The sequence below is a fragment of the Mesorhizobium silamurunense genome (assembly GCF_014843905.1).
Taxonomy (GTDB): Bacteria; Pseudomonadota; Alphaproteobacteria; order Rhizobiales; family Rhizobiaceae; genus Mesorhizobium; species Mesorhizobium silamurunense.
The window spans coordinates 47,229-70,980 of the sequence record NZ_LPVS01000088.1 but is presented as its reverse complement, the minus strand read 5'-3'; the positions used below and the strand labels follow the sequence as shown (position 1 = coordinate 70,980).

At 65.3% G+C, this 23,752-nt stretch carries 15 protein-coding genes; 10 read left to right on the top strand and 5 right to left on the bottom strand.

All coding sequences use genetic code 11. From position 1 onward, the window contains the following. Positions 1 to 274: 274 nt before the first annotated feature. The 8 genes from tagH (at position 275) to AU465_RS25660 (ending at position 14,968) form a co-directional block, all read left to right on the top strand. Positions 275 to 1,351, top strand: coding sequence for a type VI secretion system-associated FHA domain protein TagH (tagH, locus tag AU465_RS25695; RefSeq protein ID WP_192254488.1), 1,077 nt, complete (start codon positions 275 to 277; stop codon positions 1,349 to 1,351). 306 nt (positions 1,352 to 1,657) lie between these two features. Beyond that, the gene (tssL, locus tag AU465_RS25690) at positions 1,658 to 3,148 is read left to right on the top strand and encodes a type VI secretion system protein TssL, long form (RefSeq protein ID WP_192254486.1); all 1,491 of its coding nucleotides are present in this window, start codon (positions 1,658 to 1,660) and stop codon (positions 3,146 to 3,148) included. A 25-nt stretch (positions 3,149 to 3,173) separates the two neighbouring features. Then, positions 3,174 to 6,704: a type VI secretion system membrane subunit TssM gene (gene tssM, locus AU465_RS25685; RefSeq protein WP_192254484.1), complete on the top strand. Its 3,531-nt coding sequence runs from the start codon at positions 3,174 to 3,176 to the stop codon at positions 6,702 to 6,704. 135 nt (positions 6,705 to 6,839) lie between these two features. After that, complete coding sequence (locus tag AU465_RS25680) at positions 6,840 to 7,613, top strand: PP2C family protein-serine/threonine phosphatase (protein WP_192254482.1); 774 nt, start codon at positions 6,840 to 6,842, stop codon at positions 7,611 to 7,613. A gap of 1 nt (position 7,614) precedes the next feature. Further along, positions 7,615 to 10,236 carry a serine/threonine-protein kinase gene (locus AU465_RS25675; RefSeq protein WP_192254480.1) on the top strand — a complete coding sequence of 874 codons (2,622 nt, stop codon included), beginning with the start codon at positions 7,615 to 7,617 and terminating at the stop codon, positions 10,234 to 10,236. Positions 10,237 to 10,338: 102 nt separating this feature from the next. After that, complete coding sequence (locus tag AU465_RS25670; RefSeq protein WP_246506396.1) at positions 10,339 to 10,749, top strand: DUF1036 domain-containing protein; 411 nt, start codon at positions 10,339 to 10,341, stop codon at positions 10,747 to 10,749. Beyond that, positions 10,746 to 13,163 carry a M23 family metallopeptidase gene (locus AU465_RS25665; protein WP_192254476.1) on the top strand — a complete coding sequence of 806 codons (2,418 nt, stop codon included), beginning with the start codon at positions 10,746 to 10,748 and terminating at the stop codon, positions 13,161 to 13,163. Before AU465_RS25670 ends, AU465_RS25665 begins: the two co-directional genes overlap by 4 nt. 188 nt (positions 13,164 to 13,351) lie before the next feature. After that, complete coding sequence (locus tag AU465_RS25660; protein ID WP_192254474.1) at positions 13,352 to 14,968, top strand: caspase family protein; 1,617 nt, start codon at positions 13,352 to 13,354, stop codon at positions 14,966 to 14,968. Between the two features lie 75 nt (positions 14,969 to 15,043). Here AU465_RS25660 and AU465_RS25655 read toward each other — a convergent pair whose 3' ends face one another. After that, the gene (locus AU465_RS25655) at positions 15,044 to 15,577 is read right to left on the bottom strand and encodes an OmpA family protein (protein ID WP_192254472.1); all 534 of its coding nucleotides are present in this window, start codon (positions 15,575 to 15,577) and stop codon (positions 15,044 to 15,046) included. 356 nt (positions 15,578 to 15,933) lie between these two features. Here AU465_RS25655 and AU465_RS25650 point away from each other — a divergent pair, with 356 nt between their 5' ends. Further along, the gene (locus tag AU465_RS25650; RefSeq protein ID WP_192254470.1) at positions 15,934 to 16,500 is read left to right on the top strand and encodes a DUF6931 family protein; all 567 of its coding nucleotides are present in this window, start codon (positions 15,934 to 15,936) and stop codon (positions 16,498 to 16,500) included. Between the two features lie 25 nt (positions 16,501 to 16,525). On the opposite strand, the gene AU465_RS25645 is transcribed toward AU465_RS25650, so the two are convergent. From AU465_RS25645 to AU465_RS25630, 4 genes are all read right to left on the bottom strand, one after another. Next, positions 16,526 to 17,764, bottom strand: coding sequence for a caspase family protein (locus tag AU465_RS25645; RefSeq protein ID WP_312891313.1), 1,239 nt, complete (start codon positions 17,762 to 17,764; stop codon positions 16,526 to 16,528). Positions 17,765 to 17,772: 8 nt separating this feature from the next. After that, positions 17,773 to 18,876 carry an OmpA family protein gene (locus AU465_RS25640; protein WP_192254468.1) on the bottom strand — a complete coding sequence of 368 codons (1,104 nt, stop codon included), beginning with the start codon at positions 18,874 to 18,876 and terminating at the stop codon, positions 17,773 to 17,775. Between the two features lie 207 nt (positions 18,877 to 19,083). Further along, positions 19,084 to 19,374, bottom strand: coding sequence for a hypothetical protein (locus AU465_RS25635; protein ID WP_312891312.1), 291 nt, complete (start codon positions 19,372 to 19,374; stop codon positions 19,084 to 19,086). A gap of 19 nt (positions 19,375 to 19,393) precedes the next feature. Beyond that, positions 19,394 to 21,943: a caspase family protein gene (locus AU465_RS25630; RefSeq protein WP_192254464.1), complete on the bottom strand. Its 2,550-nt coding sequence runs from the start codon at positions 21,941 to 21,943 to the stop codon at positions 19,394 to 19,396. A 285-nt stretch (positions 21,944 to 22,228) separates the two neighbouring features. Between AU465_RS25630 and AU465_RS25625 the strand changes: the two genes are divergently transcribed. Beyond that, positions 22,229 to 23,725 (top strand): HAL/PAL/TAL family ammonia-lyase, encoded by a 1,497-nt coding sequence (locus AU465_RS25625; protein WP_192254462.1) that lies wholly within the window; start codon positions 22,229 to 22,231, stop codon positions 23,723 to 23,725. Positions 23,726 to 23,752 lie beyond the last annotated feature (27 nt).

The window sequence follows — 23,752 nt, the reverse complement described above, 5'->3', positions numbered from 1 at the left end:
TGATGGATCGAAGCCCCCGCTCTGTAAACTGCATCACGTTCGGGAAGTTTTCGAATTCACCGCACCGGACCGGTCCAGCCTAGCACATGTTTGGTCCCGGCCAAATAATAGCGATGGCTAAACCGCGCCGATGCGCCGGTGTGAAACGCTCCTCTCCCCCTGCTCTCGCAAGCTGCTAGAATGCTGGAGCAATTCGAGGAAAAGCGCGTACCGGTTCTTCGCCCGGAATTGCGTGAGACAAGTATCTGTTTACCAAGTTCGGCGACACTTGCGGATGTTCATCTCTCTCCAGATCAGCAATGTCGACAGGCTGCCCGCCGGCGGCGCGACGAGCTACGCCGCGCACGACCGCAGCTTCGAGATCGGCCGCGAGAATTGCGACTGGACGCTCGCCGATCCGCAAAAGTTCATCTCGGGACGGCACTGCGAGGTCCGCTACCAGGCGGGCGCTTTCTGGCTCTACGACGTCTCGCGCAACGGGACCTTCGTCAACGGCTCCAGCCAGCGCATGGCCGGTCCGCACCGGCTGGCGCAGGGCGACCGGGTGCTGATCGGCCGCTATGTCATCGCGGTGTCGATCGACGAAGAACGACCAGCGGCCGGCCATCCGCAAAGCCGGGCCGGGTCGACGCAACGCGAGCTGCCGCCGTCGACCGGCGGGCCGCTGGAGTTGGGCAACGAGCCGTTCAGTCGGGCGGAGCAGCGGCACGGACAGGGAGCGGCATCGACGTCTTCGGCGTTGCAGCCGCCGGTCCCGGCCGCGTCGGTTGGCCAAGACGCGGACGCCGATAGGCTGTTGCGGGACATCGCGAAGGCGGCCGGCATCGCGCCCGACCTGCTTCAGTCGCGCGATCCGCATGACGTGGCCGCCGAGATCGGCATTGTGCTCAGAACCACGGTCGAGCAATTGTCGCTGCTGCTCAAGGCGCGCGCTGCGGCCAAGGTGCTGGCCAAAAACGCGAACCGCACGATGATCGGCGCCGAAAACAACAACCCGCTGAAATTCGTTCCGGGCACCGACGACATATTGGAGATCATGTTCGCGAAACGCAGGGCCGGCTATCTCGACGCCGCGCACAGCGTCGAGGACGCCTTCCGGGATCTCAAGACGCACGAATTGGCCACGTACGCCGCCATGCAGACCGCGCTCTCCAAGCTGCTCGACGACCTGTCGCCAGAGGCCATCGCCAGGAAACTTCCGCCGGCCTCCTTCTCATCCAAGAAGAGCCAGGCGTGGGACGCCCTCGTCGCTACCTGGCGGACGATGGAGGAGAAGCACGAAAACGGCATGCTCGACGTCTTCCTGGCCTATTTCAGCGAAGCCTACGCCAAGGCCAGCAAGCAGAAATAGCCAACCAGGCCAGCCGAGCAAGGCGCTGTGTGACGGGTCTCACAGAAGAACCCGTCACGTTGATCATCCTGCTTTCCGATTTCAATCAGCTGCCGATTTTATTTATGTGCTTGGGCGGTTAGGATGACGCACGGAAGCTTGCCTGGCGGGCAAAGCGGCGTGGCTTGGGGCGTGTGCAGCAATGTCATGTTTCGGCAAGATGAGCCTTTCCACCCGGCCCGCCGCCAGATCTTGGCATGAAAAGCGCGAAGCCGGCCTCTTTGCTTGCCAAGGAAATGGTCGCTGCACCTCGACGGTGGACCGCCGATGAGCTCGAAGGACGATCCCTCGGTGCCGGCGGACAAGACCGTCATCCGGGCGCCGCGGCCGAGACAACGCTCGCCCACGGCTCCTGAGAGCGCCTCTCCAGGTGGCGTTGCGCCGGCAGCCCGGGAATCGACGGTGTTCGACGCCGGCATCGGCCGGCAGATGCCGACCGGCTGGTCGACCGGGACCGTGGTCGTTCAAGGCGTGGCTCCTGCCGCCGCTTCGACGCCCGCGTTGCAACAGGAAATCCTGCTCCACGCCACGGACGGCGTGAAATACGCGGCGGCAAATCCAATTCTCGCGGCCGCGGCGCCCCTGCTGATGCTGTTCGGTCAGTTGCGGCTGATGCCGGTCGAGCGACAGGCGGCGCCCCTGGCAGAGCATATCGCAGAAGCGATCGAGACGTTCGACCGGGAGATGGCGAAAGCCGGCATCGCCGAGGAGGACGGCAGAATCGCGAAATTCGCCCTTTGCGAGACCGCCGACGATCTGGTCGGCAACCTGCCCTGGCCGAAGGACGACGGCTGGAGCGGGCACAGCCTGGCGGCGCGGTTCTTCCACACCAAGCCCACCGGCGCCGGTTTCTACGAGGCGCTGAACAAGATCCTGGGCCGCCCGGAGGGTCATCACGACCTGCTCGAACTGATGCATGCCTGCCTGTCGCTCGGGTTCGAGGGCCAGTATCGCGGGCGGGCCGGGGAGCGAGACGCTCTCGAGCGCGTCCGCCGCGACGTCTACGACACCATCCGCTATTTCAGACCGCGCCCCGAGGACGACATCTCGCCCCATTGGCAAGGCATGGCGGCGACGCTGTCAAAGCCCCGCGCGCGGTTGCCGCTATGGGCGGTCGCGGCCGCCGCCGCGACGCTGGTGACGGCGGCCTTCTTCGGGCTACGGGTCCTGATCACCGACGAGGGCGACGCGACCGCCGGCGAATTGCTGGCGCTCAACCCGTCGACACCGGTCACCATCGAGCGCGCCAGCGTGGCCCCACTCGCCGAGCCCGCGGAAGCCGTCCCGCCGTCACCGGTCGTTCCCACCGCCACCCAGATAGACCGCATCCGCGCAGCTTTGGCCAAGGAGATCGCCGGCGGCGGGCTGACGGTCGGCACCAAGGGCAACTTCATCGTGGTGGAGGTCAACAATCAGCTCTTGTTCGCGCCCGGGCAGGCGGAGCTGAAACCGGAATTCCAGCCGGTAGCGGCAGACATCGCCACGGCTCTGAATACTGAGCCCGGGCCGATCCGGATCGTTGGCCACACCGACAATGTGAAGCCGAAGAAGTCGAGCCAGTTCAAATCCAACTTCGATCTTTCCGTCGCGCGCGCCAAAGCCGTCCAGGCAATGATGGCCAAGCAATTGAAAGACCCGTCACGGACAACGGTCGACGGCAAGGGCGAGGACGAACCGATCGCCGACAATGCGACGGCGGACGGCCGCGCGAAGAACCGCCGCGTCGACGTATTGATCCCGAAGGAGGAGACGTTGTGAGCGGGCGCGGCAGGGAGCGGCACTGATGCGCTGGGTGCTCAGGATATTCAGCCTGCTGGCGCTCGCCGGTTTCTCGGCAGCGGTCTGGTATGCCGGGCCGCTGATCCGCTTCGCCGATACAAGGCCCCTCGGGCCTGCCTGGCTCAGGGCGACGATCATCGGCGTCACCGTCGCGCTGCTCGCGCTGTTCTACGGCATCCACTTCTGGCAAGCGCGCAAGGCGCAGAAGATGCTCGAGAAGGCGATCGCGCGCAGCGACGACCGCAACGACGATTCACAGGTGCTCGAAGCGCGAATGGGCGAGGCCATCGCGACTCTGAAGCAGTCGAGCGGCAGGCGCAACTTCCTCTATGAGATCCCCTGGTACATCATCATCGGCCCACCAGGAGCCGGCAAGACGACGGCGCTGGTCAATTCAGGGCTGAAGTTTCCGCTTGCGGGGTCCGGCAACGCTCAGCCGGTGGCAGGCGTCGGCGGCACGCGGTTCTGCGACTGGTGGTTCACCGACGATGCGGTGCTGATCGATACGGCCGGCCGCTACACGACGCAGGATTCAGATGCCCAGCGCGACAAGACGAGTTGGCTCGCCTTCCTCGGACTGCTCAAGAAATACCGCTCCAGGCAGCCGATCAACGGCGTGATCCTCGCCATCAGCCTCGTCGATCTCATCGGCTTCGACGATCGGCAGCTCGACGCGCATGTCGCCGAAATAAGAAGCCGGCTGCGGGAACTGCACGAGACGCTGAAGATCCAGTTCCCTGTCTACCTGCTCTTTACCAAGGCCGACCTCGTCGCCGGCTTCATGGACTATTTCGGCGATTTCGACGAAGCCCGACGGCGTAAGGTGTGGGGGGCGACGTTCCAGACCACCGACCGCAACAGGAATATGGTCGGCGAGGCCCCGGCCGAGTTCGACGCGCTGGCCAGGCAACTGGCGGACGAGATCGCCGACCGCCTGCAGGACGAGACCGACCCGGTGGCGCGCATCGCGATCTTCGGCTTTCCGGCGCAGTTCGGCGCGCTGCGGACCCGCGTCGTGCGGTTCGTCAGCAGCCTGTTCGATGCCTCGCGAGCGCAAGTGAACGTCAGCCTGCGCGGGCTCTATTTTTCCTCGGGCACACAGGAAGGAACACCGATCGACCAGGTGCTGGGCGCAATCGGCCGCAGTTTCGGCGGCGCTTCCCAGGCGCATCTTTCCGGCACCGGCAAGAGCTTCTTCCTGCACGATCTTCTGGCGAGGGTGATCTTCCCCGAGGCAGGCTGGGTCTCGTTCGACAGAGCCGCAGAGCGGCGCGACAGGCTCGCCAGGTTCGGCGGCCTCGCCGCGATCGCGCTGGCGGCTCTAGCGGCGCTCGGCGTGCTGGGCCTCAGCTTCTTCGCCAACAAGTCGCTGATCGCCTCGACGAGGCAGGCGATGGCGCAGTATCGCGATAGCGCGGATTCGCTGCTAAAGAGCACGACGGTGACCGATGTCGACCTCGAGAACGTCATCGGCTCGCTCGACCAGCTGCGCAACCTGCCCGCGGGATATGAAACCGCCGCCCAAACGAAGCCGATCGAGGAAAGTTTCGGGCTCAGCCAACGGGAGAGACTTCTGTCGGCCTCCAAAACGGCCTACCGACAGGCGCTGGAGCGAAACTTCCGCTCCCGTCTCCTGGTTCAGGCGGAGCGGACGATCCAGGCCAAGATGGCCGATCCGATCGCGCTCTACGAACCGTTGAAGATCTATCTGATGTTGGGCGGCAAGGCGCCGAAGGTCGACGACGAGCTGATCGTTTCCTGGATGAAGCAGGACTGGGAAGAAAACCGCTATCCAGGCGAGAACAACCGCGAAGGCCGCGCGCAGCTCGAAAAGCATCTGCGCGCCATGCTCACGCTCGACGATGCCTATGACCCGGTGTTCGAGCTCAACCAGCCGCTGGTCGAGGCGGCGCAGCGCTCGCTCGGACGCATGAGCCTTGCCGACCGCGCATCGGCGCTGATCAGGTCGGCGGTCTACGCTGCAAGGCTGCAGGACTTTTCCGTTGCCGCGAAAGCCGGTCCGGAAGCGCAGCTCCTGTTCGAACGCATGGACGGCAGTGAGCTCGCCGACCTTCGCGTTCCCGGCCTCTACACCAAAGCGGGTTTCAACGGCTTCTACCTGCCGCAGCTCTCACGCATCGCGCAGATGCTGGTCGACGACCAATGGGTCCTCGGTGGCGGCGGCGAGCAGGGCAGCATCGACCAGGACCTTCCCAGGCTCGGCCCCGAGCTCATCGACCGCTACGGCAAGGAATTCGCTTCCGCCTGGAACGGCGCGCTCGATCAGTTGAAATTCAAGGCGATGCTGAAGGACAAGCCGCAATACATCGCGCTCTCCGCCGCCGCCTCGCAGGACTCGCCGCTGGACCGGCTGTTCACGGCGATCGCCGATGAAACCGCGTTGACGAAGGAAAGCACCGCCTCCGCAGGCGAGACCGGCGGGACGCAGCAGGATCCTGCGAGCATGGCCAAGGGCCTGGCCCGCATCGGCCTGCAGGTCGCCGGCGGCAAGTCGCAAAGCCGCGCCGGGGCAAGCTCGTCCGCCGCGCAGAACGCCGGCGCCACGGTGGAAGCACAGTTCAGGCCGTTCCAGGCGCTGGTGAGCGGCTCCAGCGGCCGTCGGCCGCTCGATGCGCTGACGCAGAACTTCCACGACATCTACCAGAGCGTGAAGCTGGCAGCGGACGTCCCCGCGCAGACGGACCGCGTCAACGCGAACCTGAAGCTGCAGATTTCGACGATGCGCGCCAATGCCTCGCGCCTGCCGAAGCAGCTGGCGCGAATGGTCGACGCGGCAGCGGACGAGTTCGAGGGCAATGTCGCCGCAACCTCGATGGCCAACCTCAACCAGACGCTCGACGAGACGGTCACGCGCCCCTGCGAGGAAGCCGTCAACGGCCACTATCCCTTCGCCAGCGATAGCACCGAGGACATCTCTTTTGCCGATTTCGCCAGGCTGTTCGCGCCCGGCGGTCTGATGGACCGATTCTTCGCGCAGAACCTTGCGCCGCTGATCGACATGACGGGGCAGGACTGGACCTGGAAGCCGGATGCCCGCTCCGGCCGCGACCTCGCCAAGTCGACCTTGAAGGCGTTCCAGTCGGCGGCGGAAATCCGCAGCGCCTTCTTCCCGTCCGGCGGTTCGGCGCCATCGGTCGCGATCACCTTCACGCCCACCTCGCTGAACAGCGAGGCCGACAGCGCGGTGCTCAACGTCGACGGGCAGACGGTGCAGAGCGCACAGGCCGGCAACACGCCGAGCACGGTAACATGGCCGAGCGGCGCCGCTTCCGGATCCGCCAGCCTCAGCCTGACGCCGGAAATGCCGGGCCGCGAATCCGTCCTCAAATTCGAAGGGCCGTGGGCCTTGAAGCGCCTGCTGGACAAGGCGAGCGTCACCAGCAATGGCGGTGACGCCGAAGCGCGTTTCGTGATCGGCGGACGCGACGTCGCCTACAAGATGGAGACCGGCTCGGCCGCCAATCCCTTGCTCCTCCCGGCGCTGTCCGGGTTCAGCTGTCCGAAGGCGTTCTGACATGGCAGCGCTCCAGAGCATCGCCGGCGCCAGCCTTCATTTCGGTACTCTAATGTATGCGCTTGTGGCAAAGTGGCCTGGGCACGCGGCCCATGGTTCGTCACAGAGGACGCTCGCGAAGCGCTTGGTGGCAAATTGAGCACTGTCGCCCTTCCCATCGAGAGCTTCGGCGTGAGCCACAAGGGTTGTGTGCGCGACCACAACGAGGACAACTATCTCGTCGAGCCACGGACCGGCCTTTGGGTCGTGGCCGACGGAATGGGCGGCCATGAGGCCGGAGAAGTGGCTTCGGCCAGCATCGTCGATCATCTGGCGACGATCGGCATCGCCAGCTCGGCGCCGGACCTTCGCGCGCGTTTCGAGGACCGGCTGAGCCGCGCCAATGCCGAGATCCGCAACATATCGCGATCGCGCGGCATCACCATCGGCTCCACCTTCGCAGCCCTGCTGGCGATGGACGGGCGGTTCGCAGGGCTGTGGGCCGGCGACAGCCGCATCTATCTGGTACGGGGCGGCGCGATCTCGCAGATTTCCAGGGACCATACCGAAGTCCAGGAGCTGCTCGACCGCGGCATGATCAGCGCGGATGAAGCGCTCACCTGGCCGCGCCGCAATGTGATCACCCATGCCGTCGGGGTCAGCGACGAGCTGGAGATCGATTTCCAGCAAGGCGAGCTTATGCCCGGCGATGTTTTCGTCTTGAGCACCGACGGGCTGACGGCGCATGTCAGCGACGCCGAGATCGAAGCTGCGGTCAAATCAGGGCCGCCGCAGGTGGCATGCGAGAAGCTGCTGGAGACGGTGCTGGCGCGCGGCGGAACGGACAATGTCACCATCGTGATGGTGAGCGTCGGCGACGGGCGCAACGGACCGCTCCAATCGGCTCAGTCCGGAACGAGGGCTGTGTGAGATGGGCGACGACGACAAGACGCGGATTTCGCCGAACCTCGCATACACCGGCGTCGGCACGCAGCTCAGCGGCATTTACGAACTCGACGAGCGGATCGCATCCGGCGGCATGGGCGAGGTCTATCGCGGCCACAATATCCAGACCGGCGATCATGTGGCGATCAAGATCGTGCTGCCCGAATTCGCCCGCGACCAGACGATCCTGTCACTGTTCCGCAAGGAGGCGTCGATCCTCAACCATTTGTCGCATGACGCGGTGGTGCGATACCACGTCTTCACCATCGATCCGGGCATCGGCCGTCCTTACCTGGCGATGGAGTTCGTGGACGGCCAGTCGCTGTTCGACGTCATGCGGCGCGGCCCCATGTCGCCGCCGGACGTGCGCAGGCTTTGCCATCGCCTCACCTCCGGCTTGAGTGCCGTGCATCAGGCCGGGGCGGTCCACCGTGACCTCTCGCCCGACAACATCATCCTGCCAGGCGGCCGGGTCGAGCGCGCCAAGATCATCGACTTCGGCATCGCGCGCTCGGCTACCGTCGGCGGCGAGACGCTGATCGGCGGAAAGTTCGCCGGCAAATACAACTACGTCTCTCCCGAACAGCTCGGCCTCTATGGCGGCGAGGTCAGCGAGCAATCCGATATCTACAGTCTCGGACTGGTGCTGGCCGCGGCCCTGCGCGGGAAGCCGCTCGACATGAGCGGCTCGCAATATGAGGTTATCGAGAAGCGTCGGACCGTGCCGGACCTGTCGGACATCGACCCCGATTTCCGCTCTCTCATCGAAGCGATGCTGCAGCCGGATCCTCAAGACCGGCCGGCAAGCATGGCCGAGATCGCCAGGGCAACGCGCGACGACGATCTCGACGCGACCTTGCCGCCGCCCGGATCGTTTGCTCCGCGCGAGCGCTCGGGCCTGCCGCGCGCCGGCTGGACCGCGCTGCCGAACTCCAGCCCGCCTTCGACCGTTCCCGGCGAACCGCGTTTCGTCCCGCATGTGCGGCCAGCGCACCTGTCGGAGCCGCGGCCTTCGCCGGCGGCCGCCCCGCCACGAGCCGCGACGCCTGCGTCTTCCGCGAAGCCCAGGCGCTCTCGGTTCCCGGCGATCGCGAGCGGCGCGGTGGCGCTGGCCGTGGTGACGGGCGCCGGCCTCTATTTCAGCGGCGTCATGGCGCCTCCGCCTGCCGTGGAGAAACCCGAGCCTCTCACCCCAAAACCGGCGGCAAAACCCGCAGTGGAAACGCCTAAGCCTGTCGCGGATGCTTCGAAACCCCAGCCAGCGGCACCAAAACCTGACAACTCTGCCACCGTTGAGCCGGCCAAGCCTACCGCTCCTGCTCTGCCGCAAGCCGAGGACAAGACACAACCGCTCCAAAAGCAGGCGGAAGCCGACACCGAGCAGAAATCGGAGCCGACACGGCCTGCCGAAATTCCCGTGCCGACCCCCAAGCTCGAGGCGCCGCCACCAACGAAGATCCAAGAGCCCGCTGAGAAGACGTCGCCTGCCGCCCAGCCCGAGAGCCCGGCCCACGACAATCAGGCGCAAGCCTCGCAGCCAATCGAGACCCAGCCTCCACAGCCGCCGATCGAGAAGTCGCCCGCTCCTACGCCGAAGGCGACGGAAAATCAGAAGCCGGCAGCCAACGAGGCGCCAACGGCCAAGGGGTCGGGACCGAGCCAGACAGAAGCGGGAAACACGCCGCCGCCGGAAGCAAAACCGCCGGCCACCAAGCCCAGCGCATCGGACCTCATCGAGGCTCTGTCCAAGTTGTCGAAGTCGACAACGCCCGCGCCTACGGAAACCCAGGCGCCGGCTTCGCCTCCCATCCAGCCGAAAGCGCCTGAAACCCCGGCTAGCCAGCCGTCAACGCCGGGCGCGTCGTCACAACCGGCACCGCTGCCGCAGCCACAGCCTGCGACCAAGCCTCAGAATACGGACGTCGCCATCAACCTGCCCAAGCCGCAGGTTTCGCCGCCGGCAAAAGAGCTCGACGAACTGACGCGGCGTGCCTCCTGGGTGCGCGACTTCAGCGGCGGCGAGTGTTTCTATGCGACGCTGACGTCGGCGACGGACAGCGCCGCGGCGATCGAAGGCTTCGGCACCGCCGTGCAGCCGTTCGAGCGGATGCTCAACGATTTCCAGTCGAGGTTCCATCTCGAGCCGGACATCAGCGTTCGCCTCATTGACCAGCCGCAGTGCGAGGTGACCAGCTTCCTGCGCTTTCTCGACCGGAGTGGAGCCGAAAGGCCGCAACTCGTTCTCGACCGGACGTCAGTGCCGGACGGCTCGCCGATCCGCGGCACGCTGGTAACGCGCGGCGGGCTCATTTCCAATGTGATGCTGATCGACCACAAGGGCATCGCGTTCAACCTCGACGACCGCATGGTGGCGCAACCGGACAAGGCGACTTTCAACATCCCGATCGGCCTCGCCGCCGCCGACAAGGCGGCCGGCAAGGCCGTGCCGCAGATCATGCTGGTGATCACCGGACCCCGGGATATCCAGGCCGCGATGTTCTCGAGGCCGACACCGGCCTCGGAGCTGTTGCCCAGGATCCTCGAGGAGATCGAGGCCGATGGTTCCCAATTCTCCGCCACGGCCAAGTATTTCCGGCTTGGCGGATAGACATGGACGCCGATGGAACTCCGCTACCCGCGTTCTTCCTCTTCGTCACCGCCATGCAAGAAGCGGGGCCGGGTTCGAATTTGGGCTAACCCGACCAGCCGGATGAAGCTTACCGCACTGCTTGGCGGGGTGCTGCTCTCGATCCTCACCGCCGGCAAGGCCCATGCCGAATTCACCGTCTGCAACCAGACGCTCGACGTCGTCAACCTCGCTGTCGGACAGAAGGTCGACGACGCCGACCAGACCGACGGCTGGTGGACCATCGGCGCCAACCAATGCGTCAACGTCATCCGCGAGGAGCTGACCAACCGGTACATCTACATCTACGCCACGGACGTCTTCGGCCACGCGATCCTGAACGGATCGACCGAGATGTGCGTCGACCGCCGCCGCTTCTCGATCCGCGGCATCGATGAATGCTGGCAGCGCGGCCATATCGCCGCGCGCTTCGTCGAGGTCGACACGCAGGAGCAGGTGCGCTGGACCTATTTCCTGACCGGGAACAGCCCGTGACGCACAGCATCGACACGAGCTTCAAATTGAAGAAGCAGGCGCGCCTGGCCGAGCGCCGGCGCAAGCTCTGGCGCTGGATTCTTTCCAGCGTTGCCGCGCTCGCCGTCGTTTCAATCGCGGCGGGCTTCTACCTGACCAAGGACTACTGGTCGTTCGGCGACGAGGACGAGGAACTGCATCCGGTCGAGGGCATGGAGGACGTGCCGCCCGACGCCTCGGTCTATGTGCCGGCCATCATCGACCTTGCCGGCGATCCGATGTGGATCACGCTGGCGCCCGATGCCGACAACGCAACGAAGGGCCGCACCGTCGCACGCCCAGCCGAACTCGACAGTTCCGGCGCCTCGCCGCAGATCGAAATCCTCTCCGACGTGATGTTGAGCGCCAGCGAGAAATTCATGACCACGATCCCGTCGACGCAGGAGGATTTCGCCTTCTTCCAGGCGCAGCGGCAGACGGCGCCAAAAGCCCCGGCGGCGGCACCCGATCAGCAAGCTGCCCCGCCGGCCCCGGCTGCAGCCGACGATCAGCAAGGCGATCTGGAGAACGACCTCCAGCCGGCGCCGGACGAGAGCGAAGCGCCTGAGGGTTCTGCGCCCAAGGCGGATGCGGACGACCCTGAGGCCGGCTGGGGCGAGACCGTCGACCAGGGCGAAGCCGCCCTTCCCGCCTTCAAGAAGACCGAGATCGAGAACAACACGACCGTCGCCTCCGTCACCAGCGAGTACCAGCGCTTCGAGGCCACAGGGGACACGTTCGTAAAAATCCTCAACGACCGCAGCCTGGACAGCGTCGTCACCGATGCGCACTTCTCGGCCGACGACGCGAAACTGGCGGGCGAAGCGCTGAAGGCGCTGTTCAATCGCGATGGCCTGGCATCGGGCTTTGTCGTGGCCATGCGCGGGTTCAGGCCGAACCGCGAGACGACGACCATGTCGCTCATGCAGGTCTCGATCTATGCCAGGAACGTCTATGTCGGCACGCTGACGCGCAATGCGGCCGGCGCCTTCGTCTCGGGCGTCGATCCCTGGGTCCGCGAGGACCTGTTCAACTATTCAGGCGCATCCGACGAGGGCGGGCCCAAGCGGCAGTATCGCCTGCTCGACGCGATCTATTCGACGGCAGCGCGCAACAAGGTTCCGACCAGCGTGATCGGCGAAGCAATCATGTATCTGTCGCGAGGACAGGATCTCGACGCCTTCGCCAGCGAAGACCAGCGGCTGGTGCTGATCTATTCGCAGACGCCACGCGGCCAGGGCGAGATCTCCGGACGGGTCCTCTATGTCGGCGTCCAGGGCACGGAGAAGACCCTCGACTGTTTCGTCTTCCAACAGAGCGACGGGCAGTACGCATGCGTCACGGGCAATGACGAGGTTCGTTCGCTGACCGTGACCAACGGCATGGTCACGCCGGTCGCCGGGGTGATGACCTCGACCTTCGGCCCGCGCAAGCACCCGATCCTCGGTACGGTTCGCATCCATAAAGGCGTCGACTGGGCTGCTCCGGTCGGCACGCCGATCATGGCCGCGTTCGATGGCGAAATCACCTTCCAGGGCGATGGCGGCAGCTATGGCAATCTGGTGAAGATCACGCATGCCAACGAGCGCGAGACGCGCTATGCGCATATGCAAAAATTCGCCATCGCGAGCGGCGTCGGCACCAAAGTGAAGGCCGGCGACGTCATCGGCTATATCGGCACCACCGGCCTTTCGACCGGCCCGCATCTGCATTTCGAGCTCTACCAGAACGGCGAGGCGATCGATCCGCTGGGCATGGTCACCACGGTTGCCGCCTATGCATCTGGCGATTCCGGCGGTTCCGGCGATGCCGCCGTCGAGACGCTGACCGAGCGCATCGTCCATGTCGAAAGCGGCGGCAGCGCGCGGGCCAAGAACCCGCTGTCCTCGGCGACCGGTGCCGGCCAGTTCATCACCAAGACCTGGATCCGGATGATGAACACCTATCGGCCCGATCTCGCCCGCTCGCTGTCGACCGCCGACCTACTCGCGCTTCGCTACGACGCCACTCTGTCGCGCGAGATGGTGCGCAACCTGGCGCGCGAGGGCGAAGCCTATCTTCGCGCCCGCGGCCACCAGATCACCGCCGGGCGGCTCTATCTCTGCCATTTCCTGGGCATGGAAGGCGCGTCCCAGGTGCTGGCGGCGCCGGGCGCGGCGCAATTGAGCGTGGTCCTTGGGTCGGCCGTGATCCAGGCCAATCCGTTCCTCACAGGCAAGACCACCAGCTACGTCATCGACTGGGCCGAGCGAAAGATGGGGCAGAAGGTGACCCGCGTGGCGTCCGATCAGAACCAGCAGACGATCACGACCCAGATCCGGCAGACATCGCCGGAATTCGAGAAATACAAGCAGGCCGTCACGGCCCTCATAGGCTCGATCCAGGCGACGCTTTGAAAGCTGGGGCCGACGTCAGGCCATTGGTGTCGCTGCCGCCTGATGTTGTCATAACTCACTTTTTCGGGCTCTTTGTGAACCAAGACTGTGGTCGGGATCACATACGCCCAAGAGCCAGTTTTGGCAGAAGCGAAATTTAGCATGCGCAGACACCGATAGCGCGCCCCGAAGGGGCGGAGGGCCGGTCCATGAAAACGTTCGCCGTCCTTGTGAGTGGATTTATCCTGTTTGTCCTTGCCGCGTTCGGCGCCGAGGCCGCCACGCCAGACGCCGCCGAGCGCGTCGCGCTGGTCATCGGCAACAGCAAATATGTCAACGCCGTGCCGTTGCCCAACCCGGCCAACGACGCACACCTCATCGCATCGACGCTGCGCAATGCCGGCTTCGAGGTGATCGAAGGCGTCGACCAGGACAATCAAGGCATGCACAGCCTGATCAGCCGGTTCACGGAAGAATCCTATAACGCCGATCTCGCCGTCATCTTCTATGCTGGCCACGGCATGCAGGTCGACGGCAAGAACTATCTCATTCCGGTGGATGCGGAGCTGACGTCGCCGGCCTATCTCAAGACCCGCACCGTGCAGATCGACGAGTTCATGGCGGCGCTGCCGCCCGACCCGGCGGTCGGCGTCATCATCCTCGACGCCTGCCGCGACAATCCGCTGGCAAGGACGCTGGCCGCCTCGCTGCCGAAGAGCCGCTCGCTCGGCGCCGGCCTGGCGCCGGTCGAAGCGAAAGCGGACGGCGTCGGCACGGGCGGCGTGCTTATCGCCTATGCAACGGACCCCGGCGCGATCGCCTTCGACGGCAACGGCGTCGACAGCCCCTACTCGTTAGCTCTCGCCAAGCACCTGACCGAACCCGGCGTCGAGATCCAGAGCGCCTTGACACGGGTGCGCGGCGAGGTGACGGAAGCCACGCAAGGCCGTCAGCGGCCATGGCACAATGCATCGCTGGGACGCGAGGTTTTCCTCGGCAAGCAGGAAGCCGCGACGGGCGCGGCGCCCGTGGCCGACGCAGCCAAAACAACAGCGGCGCCCGCCCCCGCTCCCGTGGTCAGCGAGCCGCCGTCCTGGGAGGTCGAGCAGCGCCTTTGGGACGAGGCTTCGAAGAAGAACGCCATTCCGTATTACGAGGCCTATCTCGAACAGTTCCCGAACGGCCGCTTCGCCACCGTGGCCAAGCTCAACATCGATCAGTTGAAGGATCCGAAGGCCGACAAGCAGGTCGCGACTCTCGACACGGACACAGCAAACGCCAATTCAGGCTCGGCTGTTCGAACCTCGGTCGGCATCACCGACGAGATGAAGCGGACGCCAGGCACGGAACAGACGGAAGGCGCGATCGGCCTCGATCGCAACGGCCGCATCGACCTGCAGCTGCGCATCGAGGCGCTGGGCAACGAGCTTGGCCAGGTCGACGGCAATATCGGCCCAAAGACGCGCCAGGCAATCGGCGTCTGGCAGGGCAAGAACGGCCTGCCACAGACCACTTTTCTGACCCGCGAGCAGCTGGCGTTCCTGGCGATCCAGACCGACCCGATGATGGACGCGATCCGCGCCAACCAAGCCGCCGACCAGGCCCGCACGGCGCAGCCCAAGAAGCCGGTGGTGCAGAAGACCCGCACGCTCAAGCCCGTGGCGGAAAAGCCGCGCAGGAAGCAGCAGCAAGTTGTCAGGAGACGCAACACCGACACCATGGTTGGCGAGGAAGCCCCACCGCCCAACGACAACAACGACTTCCTGACCAAGGCGCTGATCTTCGGCACCGGTATCGCGGTGGGTGGCGCGCTCCACAAGCCCTGATAAAAACGGGAGCCGGCCGTTTTGCCGGGCTCCCGTTGATCGCCGTTGCGGCGCGAATGACTTTCTGCCGGCGGCTTATTCCGTCCTGATCCGCATCTCAACCCGGCGGTTGACCGGATCATAAGGGTTGGCAACGCGTGGGTGCGATTTGCCCAGGCCGATCGCTTCGAGCCGGTCGGGGTGAACGCCGTTCGCGGTCAGGAAGGCGGCTACCGACTTCGCCCTGCGCTGCGACAGATTTTGATTGTAGCGATCCGGGCCGGAAGCGTCGGTATGCCCTTCGACCACGAAGCTGAACGTGCTCAGCCGGTTGTCCTTCAGCGCCTTGGCGAACTCGTCGAGTTCGGCGCGCGCGGTCTGATCGAGCTGAGCGGAATCCAGCCCGAAATTGATCATCATATCGAGCCCGGTTTTGTCGGGGGCCGCGTTCTTGTCGTTCTTGCTCTTGCACTCTTCCTCGGTGCCGACGCAGATCCCGCGCGACGCGCCGAGATTGCCCTGGCCGGTGAAGAACTTCACGATGTCTTCGGATTTCTGAAGCGGATCAGCGGAAACGTGCGTCGAGAAAAGCACGGCCGCCAATGCAAAGGCTGAGCTCGCCCACCGCATGACCGTTACTCCTGTTTGAGCGGATCTCGTCAAAGCGCGGCGCCGCGCTTTGAGTCTTCATTTCATGCGTATCGTTTCCCCAAAACCGCTGCACAGTTTTGGGCGACATGCATCAGCCGAACGATACCAAATTTCACGGCGATTGTCTGTGAACAAACACACGCTGCGAGCGGCCGTCATTTGCTAGGCTGAGGCTTGACCAACGCCCCCGCCGGGGTTTCAGTAGCTCTATTCCTAAAGCGCGTCGCGCTGAAACGGATCCAGGCGACGCGCTTTAGGACTTTTGTTTTTGCATGTCGTTTTTCCCAAAACCGCTGCGCACTTTGGGCGACATGCACAAGTGAGGGCGGGCGGCCATGGCCAACGGGCTCCGGTTCAGGACGGCGCGGGATCTGTTCAGCGCTTGCCCTGCCGTCGCCCGGGATATGAAGGCGGCCCCGACCGACCAGCCTTCGATCGAGTTTTGCCGCACGCTGCTGGCCGGGCGCGTGCCCGAGGAGGCAATCACCTTCTGCGCCTATCTGCTGCCCGAGCGGGCCGCGGTCTGGTGGGCGCATGAGTGCCTGAGCAACCTTGCCGAACTCCTCGGCGACAGGGATCTCGAATTGCTGGCGCTCGTCGGCGACTGGGTCGGCGAACCCGGCAATCCCGACCATCGCGCGGCGGTAGCCCAGGCCGTGGAGGTGCCGCCGGTGACGCCCGCTTCGTGGATCGCCCTGGCGGCGGGCTGGCGCGACAGCGGTTCGACCATCGATCAAGCAGCGGCCGGATTTCCGACCGCCCATGCCGTCAGCGCAGGGATTCTGGCAGGCCTTGCGCGGGTGTCGCTCGCGGATCGGTTTGCCGTGCTTTCGGCTTTCGTCGAGATGGGCATCCAGATGGCGGAGATGGAGGCGCAGCAGCAATCGGCCGACGCCTATTAGGCCCGAGGCAGTCAGACACCCGCTCTCACTTGCAGCCGCCTTGCGCCCATCTGGCCAGCGCCACCTTGAAGCGGGTTCCCAGAGGGTGCTGCAGGCGCAGCACCGAGACATCGTTGGCGGCGAAATTCTTCGCCTGATCGCACAGACGGGCCTCGTTCCATTCGTGGCAGCCGTCGCAGTGCTTGTCCTCCCAAACCGACTTGTCGAGACCCTCCACCGGGCTGAACAGCGGCTTGCCCTTGATCAGTTGGGCGATGCTCTTGCCGTCGATGGCCGGATCGCCGAACTTGACCGGGTGATCGAAAAGGATCGGCTCGTCGGTCGCCAGTTTCGGGATCTTCTGACGCAACAGGTTGAGCGCAAGCTGGTCGTCGCCCAGGCCCGATGCTGCTCCGGTGTTGCGCGTGTCGGAGCCCGCTTCGGCCTGCGGAACACTCGCCTCGCCAACGATCAGCGGCGCGTTGAGATCGACCCTGTGCAGGACGACCTCGGTGGTCAGCGAGACATTGATCCAGGGGCGCTGCTTGCCGGCCGTCGCCTTGAAGACGTCGCTGGTGACCCTGTTCATAGCCTCGGTGATGGAGATGTTGGATTCGCCTATGTGCTGGATCAGTGCCGCGGTGAACGGCGAGTGCTCGCCCGATCCATCGAAGGCAAGCTGGTTCGGGCTGGCGGCGAAGGCGACGAGCGTGCCGGCGCCGCCATTCTCGATCGGTATTTCGGCAAGGCCGCTGCTTGCACCCTTGACGCCAGCGGTCCTGGCCAGCACCTCGGCAAGCGGGTTGTCCCGGCAGGCATCGAGGAACACCAGCCTGATGCTGGTCTCGCGCGACATCTGGCGCAGGACGAAATCGACCGACACTGCCTCGAAATCGAGCGAGGTTTCGTCCTCGAGCGCGGCATCGACTGGAAGCAGGTAATTCTTGCCCGCGACCTGCAGGCCGTGGCCGGCGTAGAAGAACAGCGCGATGTCGGCACCGCGCACCTGCTTGGCGAATTGGGCGACCGTGGTCTGCGTCTGCTGCTTGGTGAGATCGAAACCGGAGACCACCTCGAAGCCCAGGTTCTGCAGGCGCTCCGCCATGGCCTCAGCGTCACGCGCCGGGTTGGTAAGCGGCGCCGCATGCTGGTATTGCGAGTTGCCCAGCACGAGCGCGACGCGGCGCTCGGCGCTGGCGGCGGTCAAAGTCAGGAACACGGCAAGCACCGCAAGGCCAGCGGCCCGAAGCAGGCGGCCGCAACGGGCGATCGAGTCGGGGCCCACCCGCGACCTCAGTTCGCAAGCTTGGTGGCGGAGAATTCGATCCGCCGGTTAAGTGCCTTGTTCCTGGGCGTGTCGTTGGCGGCCACCGGCCGTTCCTCGCCATAGCCGGCGGCGCTGACCTGGTTGTGCGGCACGCCGTCGGCGACCAGCGCGTCGGCAACCGCCTGGGCCCGCCGCTCGGACAGCGCCTTGTTCGCCTCGGGCGATCCGTCGGAGTCGGTGTGGCCGGACACCTCGACCTTGAGGGCCGGGCATTTGCCGACGACGCCTTCGACCTCCGCCAGCAGCGGGCGGCTCTTGGCATCTAGCCTTGCGCTCGCCTGCCGGAAGTAGATGGCGCCGGTGCGCGAGAGCACGGCAAACCTGTTGAGACACTCCTCGTCGCTGAAATTCGCTTTCGCCGCATCGGTGGCGACCGGCCCGACGTCGGCAGCACTTGCCGCCACGGTCTGAACAGCGGCCGGCTTGCTGCCATCGGCGGTGAAGACGAAATCGAAGGACACCGAGGCGGTCGGCACGATGTTGGTGACATTGGCCGCCTGCTGCAGCTTGTCGATGTTGGGCAGCAGGCCGAAGTCCTCGACATGGACCGCGACGGGCGCTTCCGAAGCGACGGAGACCTGGGTGTCGCTGATCATGGTGATGACGATGCTGGCCTCGAGGTCCTTGTCGACGCCGTGCAGGCGGAGGCGGAACGGCAGGGTCGCCTTGATCCTGCGTTTTGTCGGCAGGTCGGCGAATGCGGCCGGGTCCACCTTGGCCGTCAATTCGGCCGTCGGGTACTTGAAGGTCTCGAAAAACAGGAAGCGCATGCGGACGTTGCGGAGGTCGACGCCGGTGTCGACAGAATTGAGGTCGAAACTGATCTTTGCGTCACCGGCCGCGCTCAGCGTGCCGGTGATGTTGCGGATCTTGTTGGTCTCGACGATCGTGTTCTTCTTGACCGACTGATAGGTCAGTACCGAGGCGGAAGGATCGAGCGTCCAGTTCGGCGCGGCCTTGGCGGCTTGCGGCTCGAACAGCAGCAAAGCGACCAGCGCGGCGACGATGAGACCCGCGGCCCGCGCGGCGGCGCTCGCCCGCTTCGGCCAGAATGCAACGACTTCGACCATGGAACGCCCCCCAAGGACAACCCGATCTCGATACCGGCACGAGATGGGAGCATAGAGTACCCGCGCTTGCTTGGCGAGCGGCTGCGGCCACGCTCCATGCCTAAAGTCGAGATCGCAGAAATGGTGCCAGGACAGAAGCGGAGTGCGACGATAGCAAGTCAAAGAACGAAGAAAACCCCAGCGACCGACTCGCCTGCTGTCGAACCCTCATCCGCCCCAGCCGCCACCTCCACCGCCGCCACCTCCACCGCTGCCACCTCCCAAAACAGGTTTGACGACGACGGGTGTGGTTTCTTCCTGAACGGGCTTGATCAGTTTCTTAGCGGTGACCTTCTTCTGCTTGACGACCTTTGGCGCGGTAGTCGTGCGAACGACCTTGGTCTTGTGCTTCACCGTCGGGGTCGGCTCGACCCTGGGCATCACGGTCGTGCACCCCGTGACAGCCAGAGCACCGGATAGGATTGTTGCGACGATTGCCTGTTTCGATGCCCAGCCCACCACATTGCCTCCTTGTTGATCAGAACAAGTCCCGGCGCGGATTGGCTTGTTCCCAGACCGCCCTGGCCGTCTTGACCAGTTGGTCGTCCAACGAGCCGTCCGCCGAAATCTTCGATTTGAGTTCCCCACGCAGCTGCTTCAAGGCCACCGTTTTCGCCTTGGCTCCGAACTTCGCCAGCGTGGCTTTTGCGTCGGGAATTTCGTTGTGAAGGTCGAGCGCGGCCGCGAAAGCAAGGTAGCGCACCGCCACCGCCTGGTCGGCCTTGTCGCCCCGCAGCATCTCCAGAGCCGCGCGATCATACGCAGCCGACTGATCGCCGCGATCGGTCGCCAGCTCGAACAGCCTTTGCGCTTCGGCAAGATCCTGCGGCACGCCGACACCGTCCCTGTACATGCGCGCAAGGCTGCCGGGAGCGTAGGGCTGGCCGAGATCCATGGACTTTTGGAAGAGCGAGAGTGCCGTCTTGGGGTCCTTCTCGACCCCGGTGCCGGCGAGATAGTTGCGGCCGAGCAGGTTCATCGAATACATGTCCTGCCGCTCGACGCCAGCCTTGAGGAAGGCCACGGCGCGAGCCGGATCGGCGGGCACGCCGTTACGACCTTCCGTGAAGATTGCGGCGAGATCGTTCATGGCATAGGTGTGCCCCATCGCCGCCGCCTTGAGCAGCAGGTCCAGCCCCTTGGTGGTGTTACGCTCGACGCCATAGCCGTTGAACAAGGCGCGACCCCACGAGGTCATCCCATAGGGATCGCCCTTGTCGGACGCCGCCGCGTAGAAGGTGTTGGCCTGCTTGCGGTTGGCGGGCATCCCCGTTCCCGTCGCGTTTAGGTAGCCGAGCTCGAACACGGCGCGGACGTGCCCCTTGTCGGCGGCCTGCTGGATCGCCTTCTTGGCCTCGTCGACCTTGCCGACCGCAAGCAGCGCCCGTCCGAGCTCGTAGCGGAAGCGAGCGACGTCCGGATAGGCTTTCACCGCCGCCCGGCAGACATCCACGGCGTTGCTGCTGATTTCGTTCGGCAGCAGGCCCGGGACGACGCCCTGCAGGTCGAGAGGCTCGCCGGCCTCCCTGTCGCATGGCTCAACGCTTGGCGACAGCTTCATCGTCGCCGGCTTTGACGACGCGTTGTCGGCCCTGATTTCGAAGCCGACTATCAGTGGCTTGACGGCGCCTATCTGGGGTTCGTAGCGCAAGTGGTCGACTTCATCGGCCATCAGGCTGGAATCGGGAGACAGCGTCCGATCCGGCAAGGACAACGTTCCCGTAGCCGGATAACTCGCGAGCTTCAGGCTGACGGCGGGATCCTTGGTCGGGAAATCGAGCTTCAGCGGCACCGGGCCGACACCGACCGGGACGCTGATGTCGCGGTTCTCGATCGCCTCGGCCGCGCCGGTGATGTGGATGCCGCGCTCCAGCACCTGCTGCTTCTGCTCGGCCTCGAGCGAGGCCACGAGCTGCTTACCTTCGGCGGCGTCCCCGTTCTTGACGCGGAACACCAGGATGCCCTTGGATTCGCCGCCCCAGTTGTCGCGCGTGGCATAGGCCAGCATATCGACCTCTTCCTGCGCGCCGGAACTCTTCGGCACGTCCATCGCAAGGCGCGGCAGGTCCTTGCCGGCGATCGGCTCGCCGGTCGCGACAGGCTTGCCGTCGAGCATCAGACGTCCAAGCGCCGGCGGCCTTTCGATGCTGACGGTGATCGCGCCGCCGTCGACATCGACCGGCTCCGGCAGGTCGAGCGCGACGGGGCCGACGCCCGACGGCACGACTTTCTCCAGCACCGGCGGCAGCGCCGGGCGGCTGGCGCGGCGCATCAGCACCACCTCGTCGATCAGCGAGGAGTTTTCCCAGGGAACCTGCTTGCCGTCGGTGGCTTGAACCACGTCGCGGCGAACGGCGGCCATCACCGTGCGGATCTCCTGGTTCGGCGCCAACGCTCGGCGGGAAAAGGCGGATGAGAAGGGGCTGAGGTCACCGGAGCCGTCGAAAGCGACCGCGCCAGGCTCGGTGGCAAAGGCGATGAGCGTGTTCAGCGAGCTCTTCACCTGCGCAAGGCCGGTGCCGCCCGCGGCGATCAATTGGTCCCTCAGCCAATAGTCCTTGCGCGGAAACGGATTGTTGCGGCAGGCATCGAGGATGATCACCTGGATCTTCGACTTCGAGCGCAATTGCTGCAGCACGTCGTCGAGCTTGATAGCCTGGACCTCGATGTCGGCCGCGGCCTTCAGCGAAGCGTCGACCGGGATCAGGAAGTTCTCGCCGCCGATCTGGAAGCCGTGGCCGGAATAGTAGACAACGGCAAGATCGGCGCCGTCGGCCGCGGCGAGATAGTTGCGGAACTGCTCCTCGAACTGAAGCTTGGTGAGATCCTTGGCGACGAACACGTCGAAGCCGGCCAGGCGGAATGTGTTCGACACATCCTCGGCATCCTTGTCCGGGTTCTTGAGGGCCGGGATGTCGCGGTATTCGGAATTGCCGATCACAAACGCAACCCTGCGATCGGCGTGAGCTTCGAACGCCGTGAAGCCCATGAGGACCAAGGCTGCAAGGAACGCGCAGCATCGCAGCATGGCAAATCCTTAACTGCTATGACCTGTCGGCCACAGGAATGCAGCTAGCGGCGCCGAGGTCTGTTAAAGAGTTCACAATCTGCCGAGACCGGAGCAGACCGCATGCATAACGACAGCGAGCATGCGTCTCATCCAATCAAAAGCTAAACTACTCCAGACGCATGAGCGCTGCAATGATCGGACGTTCGCGGCTGCATCATCTGCCCCGGCCAGCGGACGCTGCGCAGTGCAGAGGGATGGCGTGGCACATTTGCGCGACGCCGATCATGAGATAGATGCAAGGACATGACAGCCAGAGTGATAGTCCTCGACGCCAGGCCGCTCAACGCGGTGGATGTCGCCGAGATCGCGCGGCGCAACGCCCGTCTTGTGCTTGGCGAGGAGGCCATGCGCCGCATCCGCGCCAGCCGCGCGCTCATCGAGCGCCTCACGCAGCTCGGCAAGCCGCTCTACGGCGTGACCACCGGCCTTGGCGCCTGTGTCGACACGCCGCTTGCGGAGGCCGATCTGGTCGCCTTCCAGCACAGCGTGCCGCTCAGCCACAGCATGGGCGCCGGACCGTCCCTGCCGACCGAAGCCGTTCGTGCGCTCTTAACGGCGCGCATTTCCGGCATGGCCGCCGGCGGCACCGGCACCTCCGAGCCTGTGGTTCTCGGCCTGTTGGCGGCGCTGAATGCCGGCGTCCATCCGGTGATCCCTAGCTGGGGTTCGATCGGGGCAGCCGACCTCGCGCCGCTCGGCCACATGGCAAGGGCGCTGCGCGGCGACGGCGAGGCCGAGTTCCAGGGCAGGGTCATGCCGGCGGCCGAGGCGCTCGCCCTTGCCGGGCTCGAGCCGCTCGACCTGCGCGAAAAGGACGGCCACGCCATCATCGTCGCAAACAGCCTTTCGACCGGAACGGCGTGCCTTGCCCTCGAAGACGTCGCTTGCCTCACCGACTGGTCGCTGGCGGCCGTGGCTCTCAACTATGAGGCGTTCCGCTCCTCCCTCAAGGCCATTGACGAGGACGCCTTGGCGGCGCGGCCGGCATTCGGCCAGTGCGAGATCGGCGCGCGGCTCAGGGCGGAGCTAGCCGGAAGCGGGCTTTGGTACGAGAACGCCGCGCGGCGCCTGCAGGACCCACTGAGCTTCCGCTGCGTGCCGCAGGTGTGGGGCGGCCTGCTCAATGCGTTCGAGCAGGCCAGGCTGGCGACGGAGATCGAGCTTGGCCATTCGGGCGACAACCCGGTGATCCTGCCGGCCGCCGAACGCGTCGTCTCAAACGGCAATTTCGACCTCACGGCCTTCACGCTGGCGTGGGAACAGCTCGGCCAGGCGCTCGCGCATTGCGCGGTCGCCACCGCCAACCGCTCGATGAAGCTGATGTCGCCGACAGTGGCGGAAATGCCGCGCTTCCTGTCGGCCAGGGGCGGCAGCCGCCAGGGCTACGCGGAACTGCAGAAGCCGGTGGCGGCACTGGAGGCCGAGATCCGGCACCTCGCCAATCCGATGTCGCTCAGCCCGCTGGCCGTCTCGGACGGCATCGAGGACCAGTCGTCGATGGCGCCGCGGGTGGTGGCAAAGACCGCCGGGATCATCGAGCGGCTGCGCTTTCTCGTCGCCATGGAACTGATCTTTGCGGCGACAGGCGTGGAATTGCGCGGTGTGGTCGACAGCATGGGCGAAGGGCCGCAACGCAGCTATGCCGCCGTGCGCGCGCTGGTCGCCCCGCTCGACGACGATCGCGAAATGAGCGCGGACATGGCGCGGGTCGCGCGGATGGTGGCAGGGCCGCGTCTCTGATCCGAACTTGCCGCCCGTCCCCGCCTC

What these genes read in the sequence shown, in the direction of transcription:
- tagH (WP_192254488.1), top strand. Translation starts at nt 275, where the DNA reads ATGTTCATCTCTCTCCAGATCAGCAATGTCGACAGGCTGCCCGCCGGC.
- tssL (WP_192254486.1), top strand. Translation starts at nt 1,658, where the DNA reads ATGAGCTCGAAGGACGATCCCTCGGTGCCGGCGGACAAGACCGTCATC.
- tssM (WP_192254484.1), top strand. Translation starts at nt 3,174, where the DNA reads ATGCGCTGGGTGCTCAGGATATTCAGCCTGCTGGCGCTCGCCGGTTTC.
- AU465_RS25675 (WP_192254480.1), top strand. Translation starts at nt 7,615, where the DNA reads ATGGGCGACGACGACAAGACGCGGATTTCGCCGAACCTCGCATACACC.
- AU465_RS25670 (WP_246506396.1), top strand. Translation starts at nt 10,339, where the DNA reads ATGAAGCTTACCGCACTGCTTGGCGGGGTGCTGCTCTCGATCCTCACC.
- AU465_RS25660 (WP_192254474.1), top strand. Translation starts at nt 13,352, where the DNA reads ATGAAAACGTTCGCCGTCCTTGTGAGTGGATTTATCCTGTTTGTCCTT.
- AU465_RS25655 (WP_192254472.1), bottom strand. Translation starts at nt 15,577, where the DNA reads ATGCGGTGGGCGAGCTCAGCCTTTGCATTGGCGGCCGTGCTTTTCTCG.
- AU465_RS25650 (WP_192254470.1), top strand. Translation starts at nt 15,934, where the DNA reads ATGGCCAACGGGCTCCGGTTCAGGACGGCGCGGGATCTGTTCAGCGCT.
- AU465_RS25640 (WP_192254468.1), bottom strand. Translation starts at nt 18,876, where the DNA reads ATGGTCGAAGTCGTTGCATTCTGGCCGAAGCGGGCGAGCGCCGCCGCG.
- AU465_RS25630 (WP_192254464.1), bottom strand. Translation starts at nt 21,943, where the DNA reads ATGCTGCGATGCTGCGCGTTCCTTGCAGCCTTGGTCCTCATGGGCTTC.
- AU465_RS25625 (WP_192254462.1), top strand. Translation starts at nt 22,229, where the DNA reads ATGACAGCCAGAGTGATAGTCCTCGACGCCAGGCCGCTCAACGCGGTG.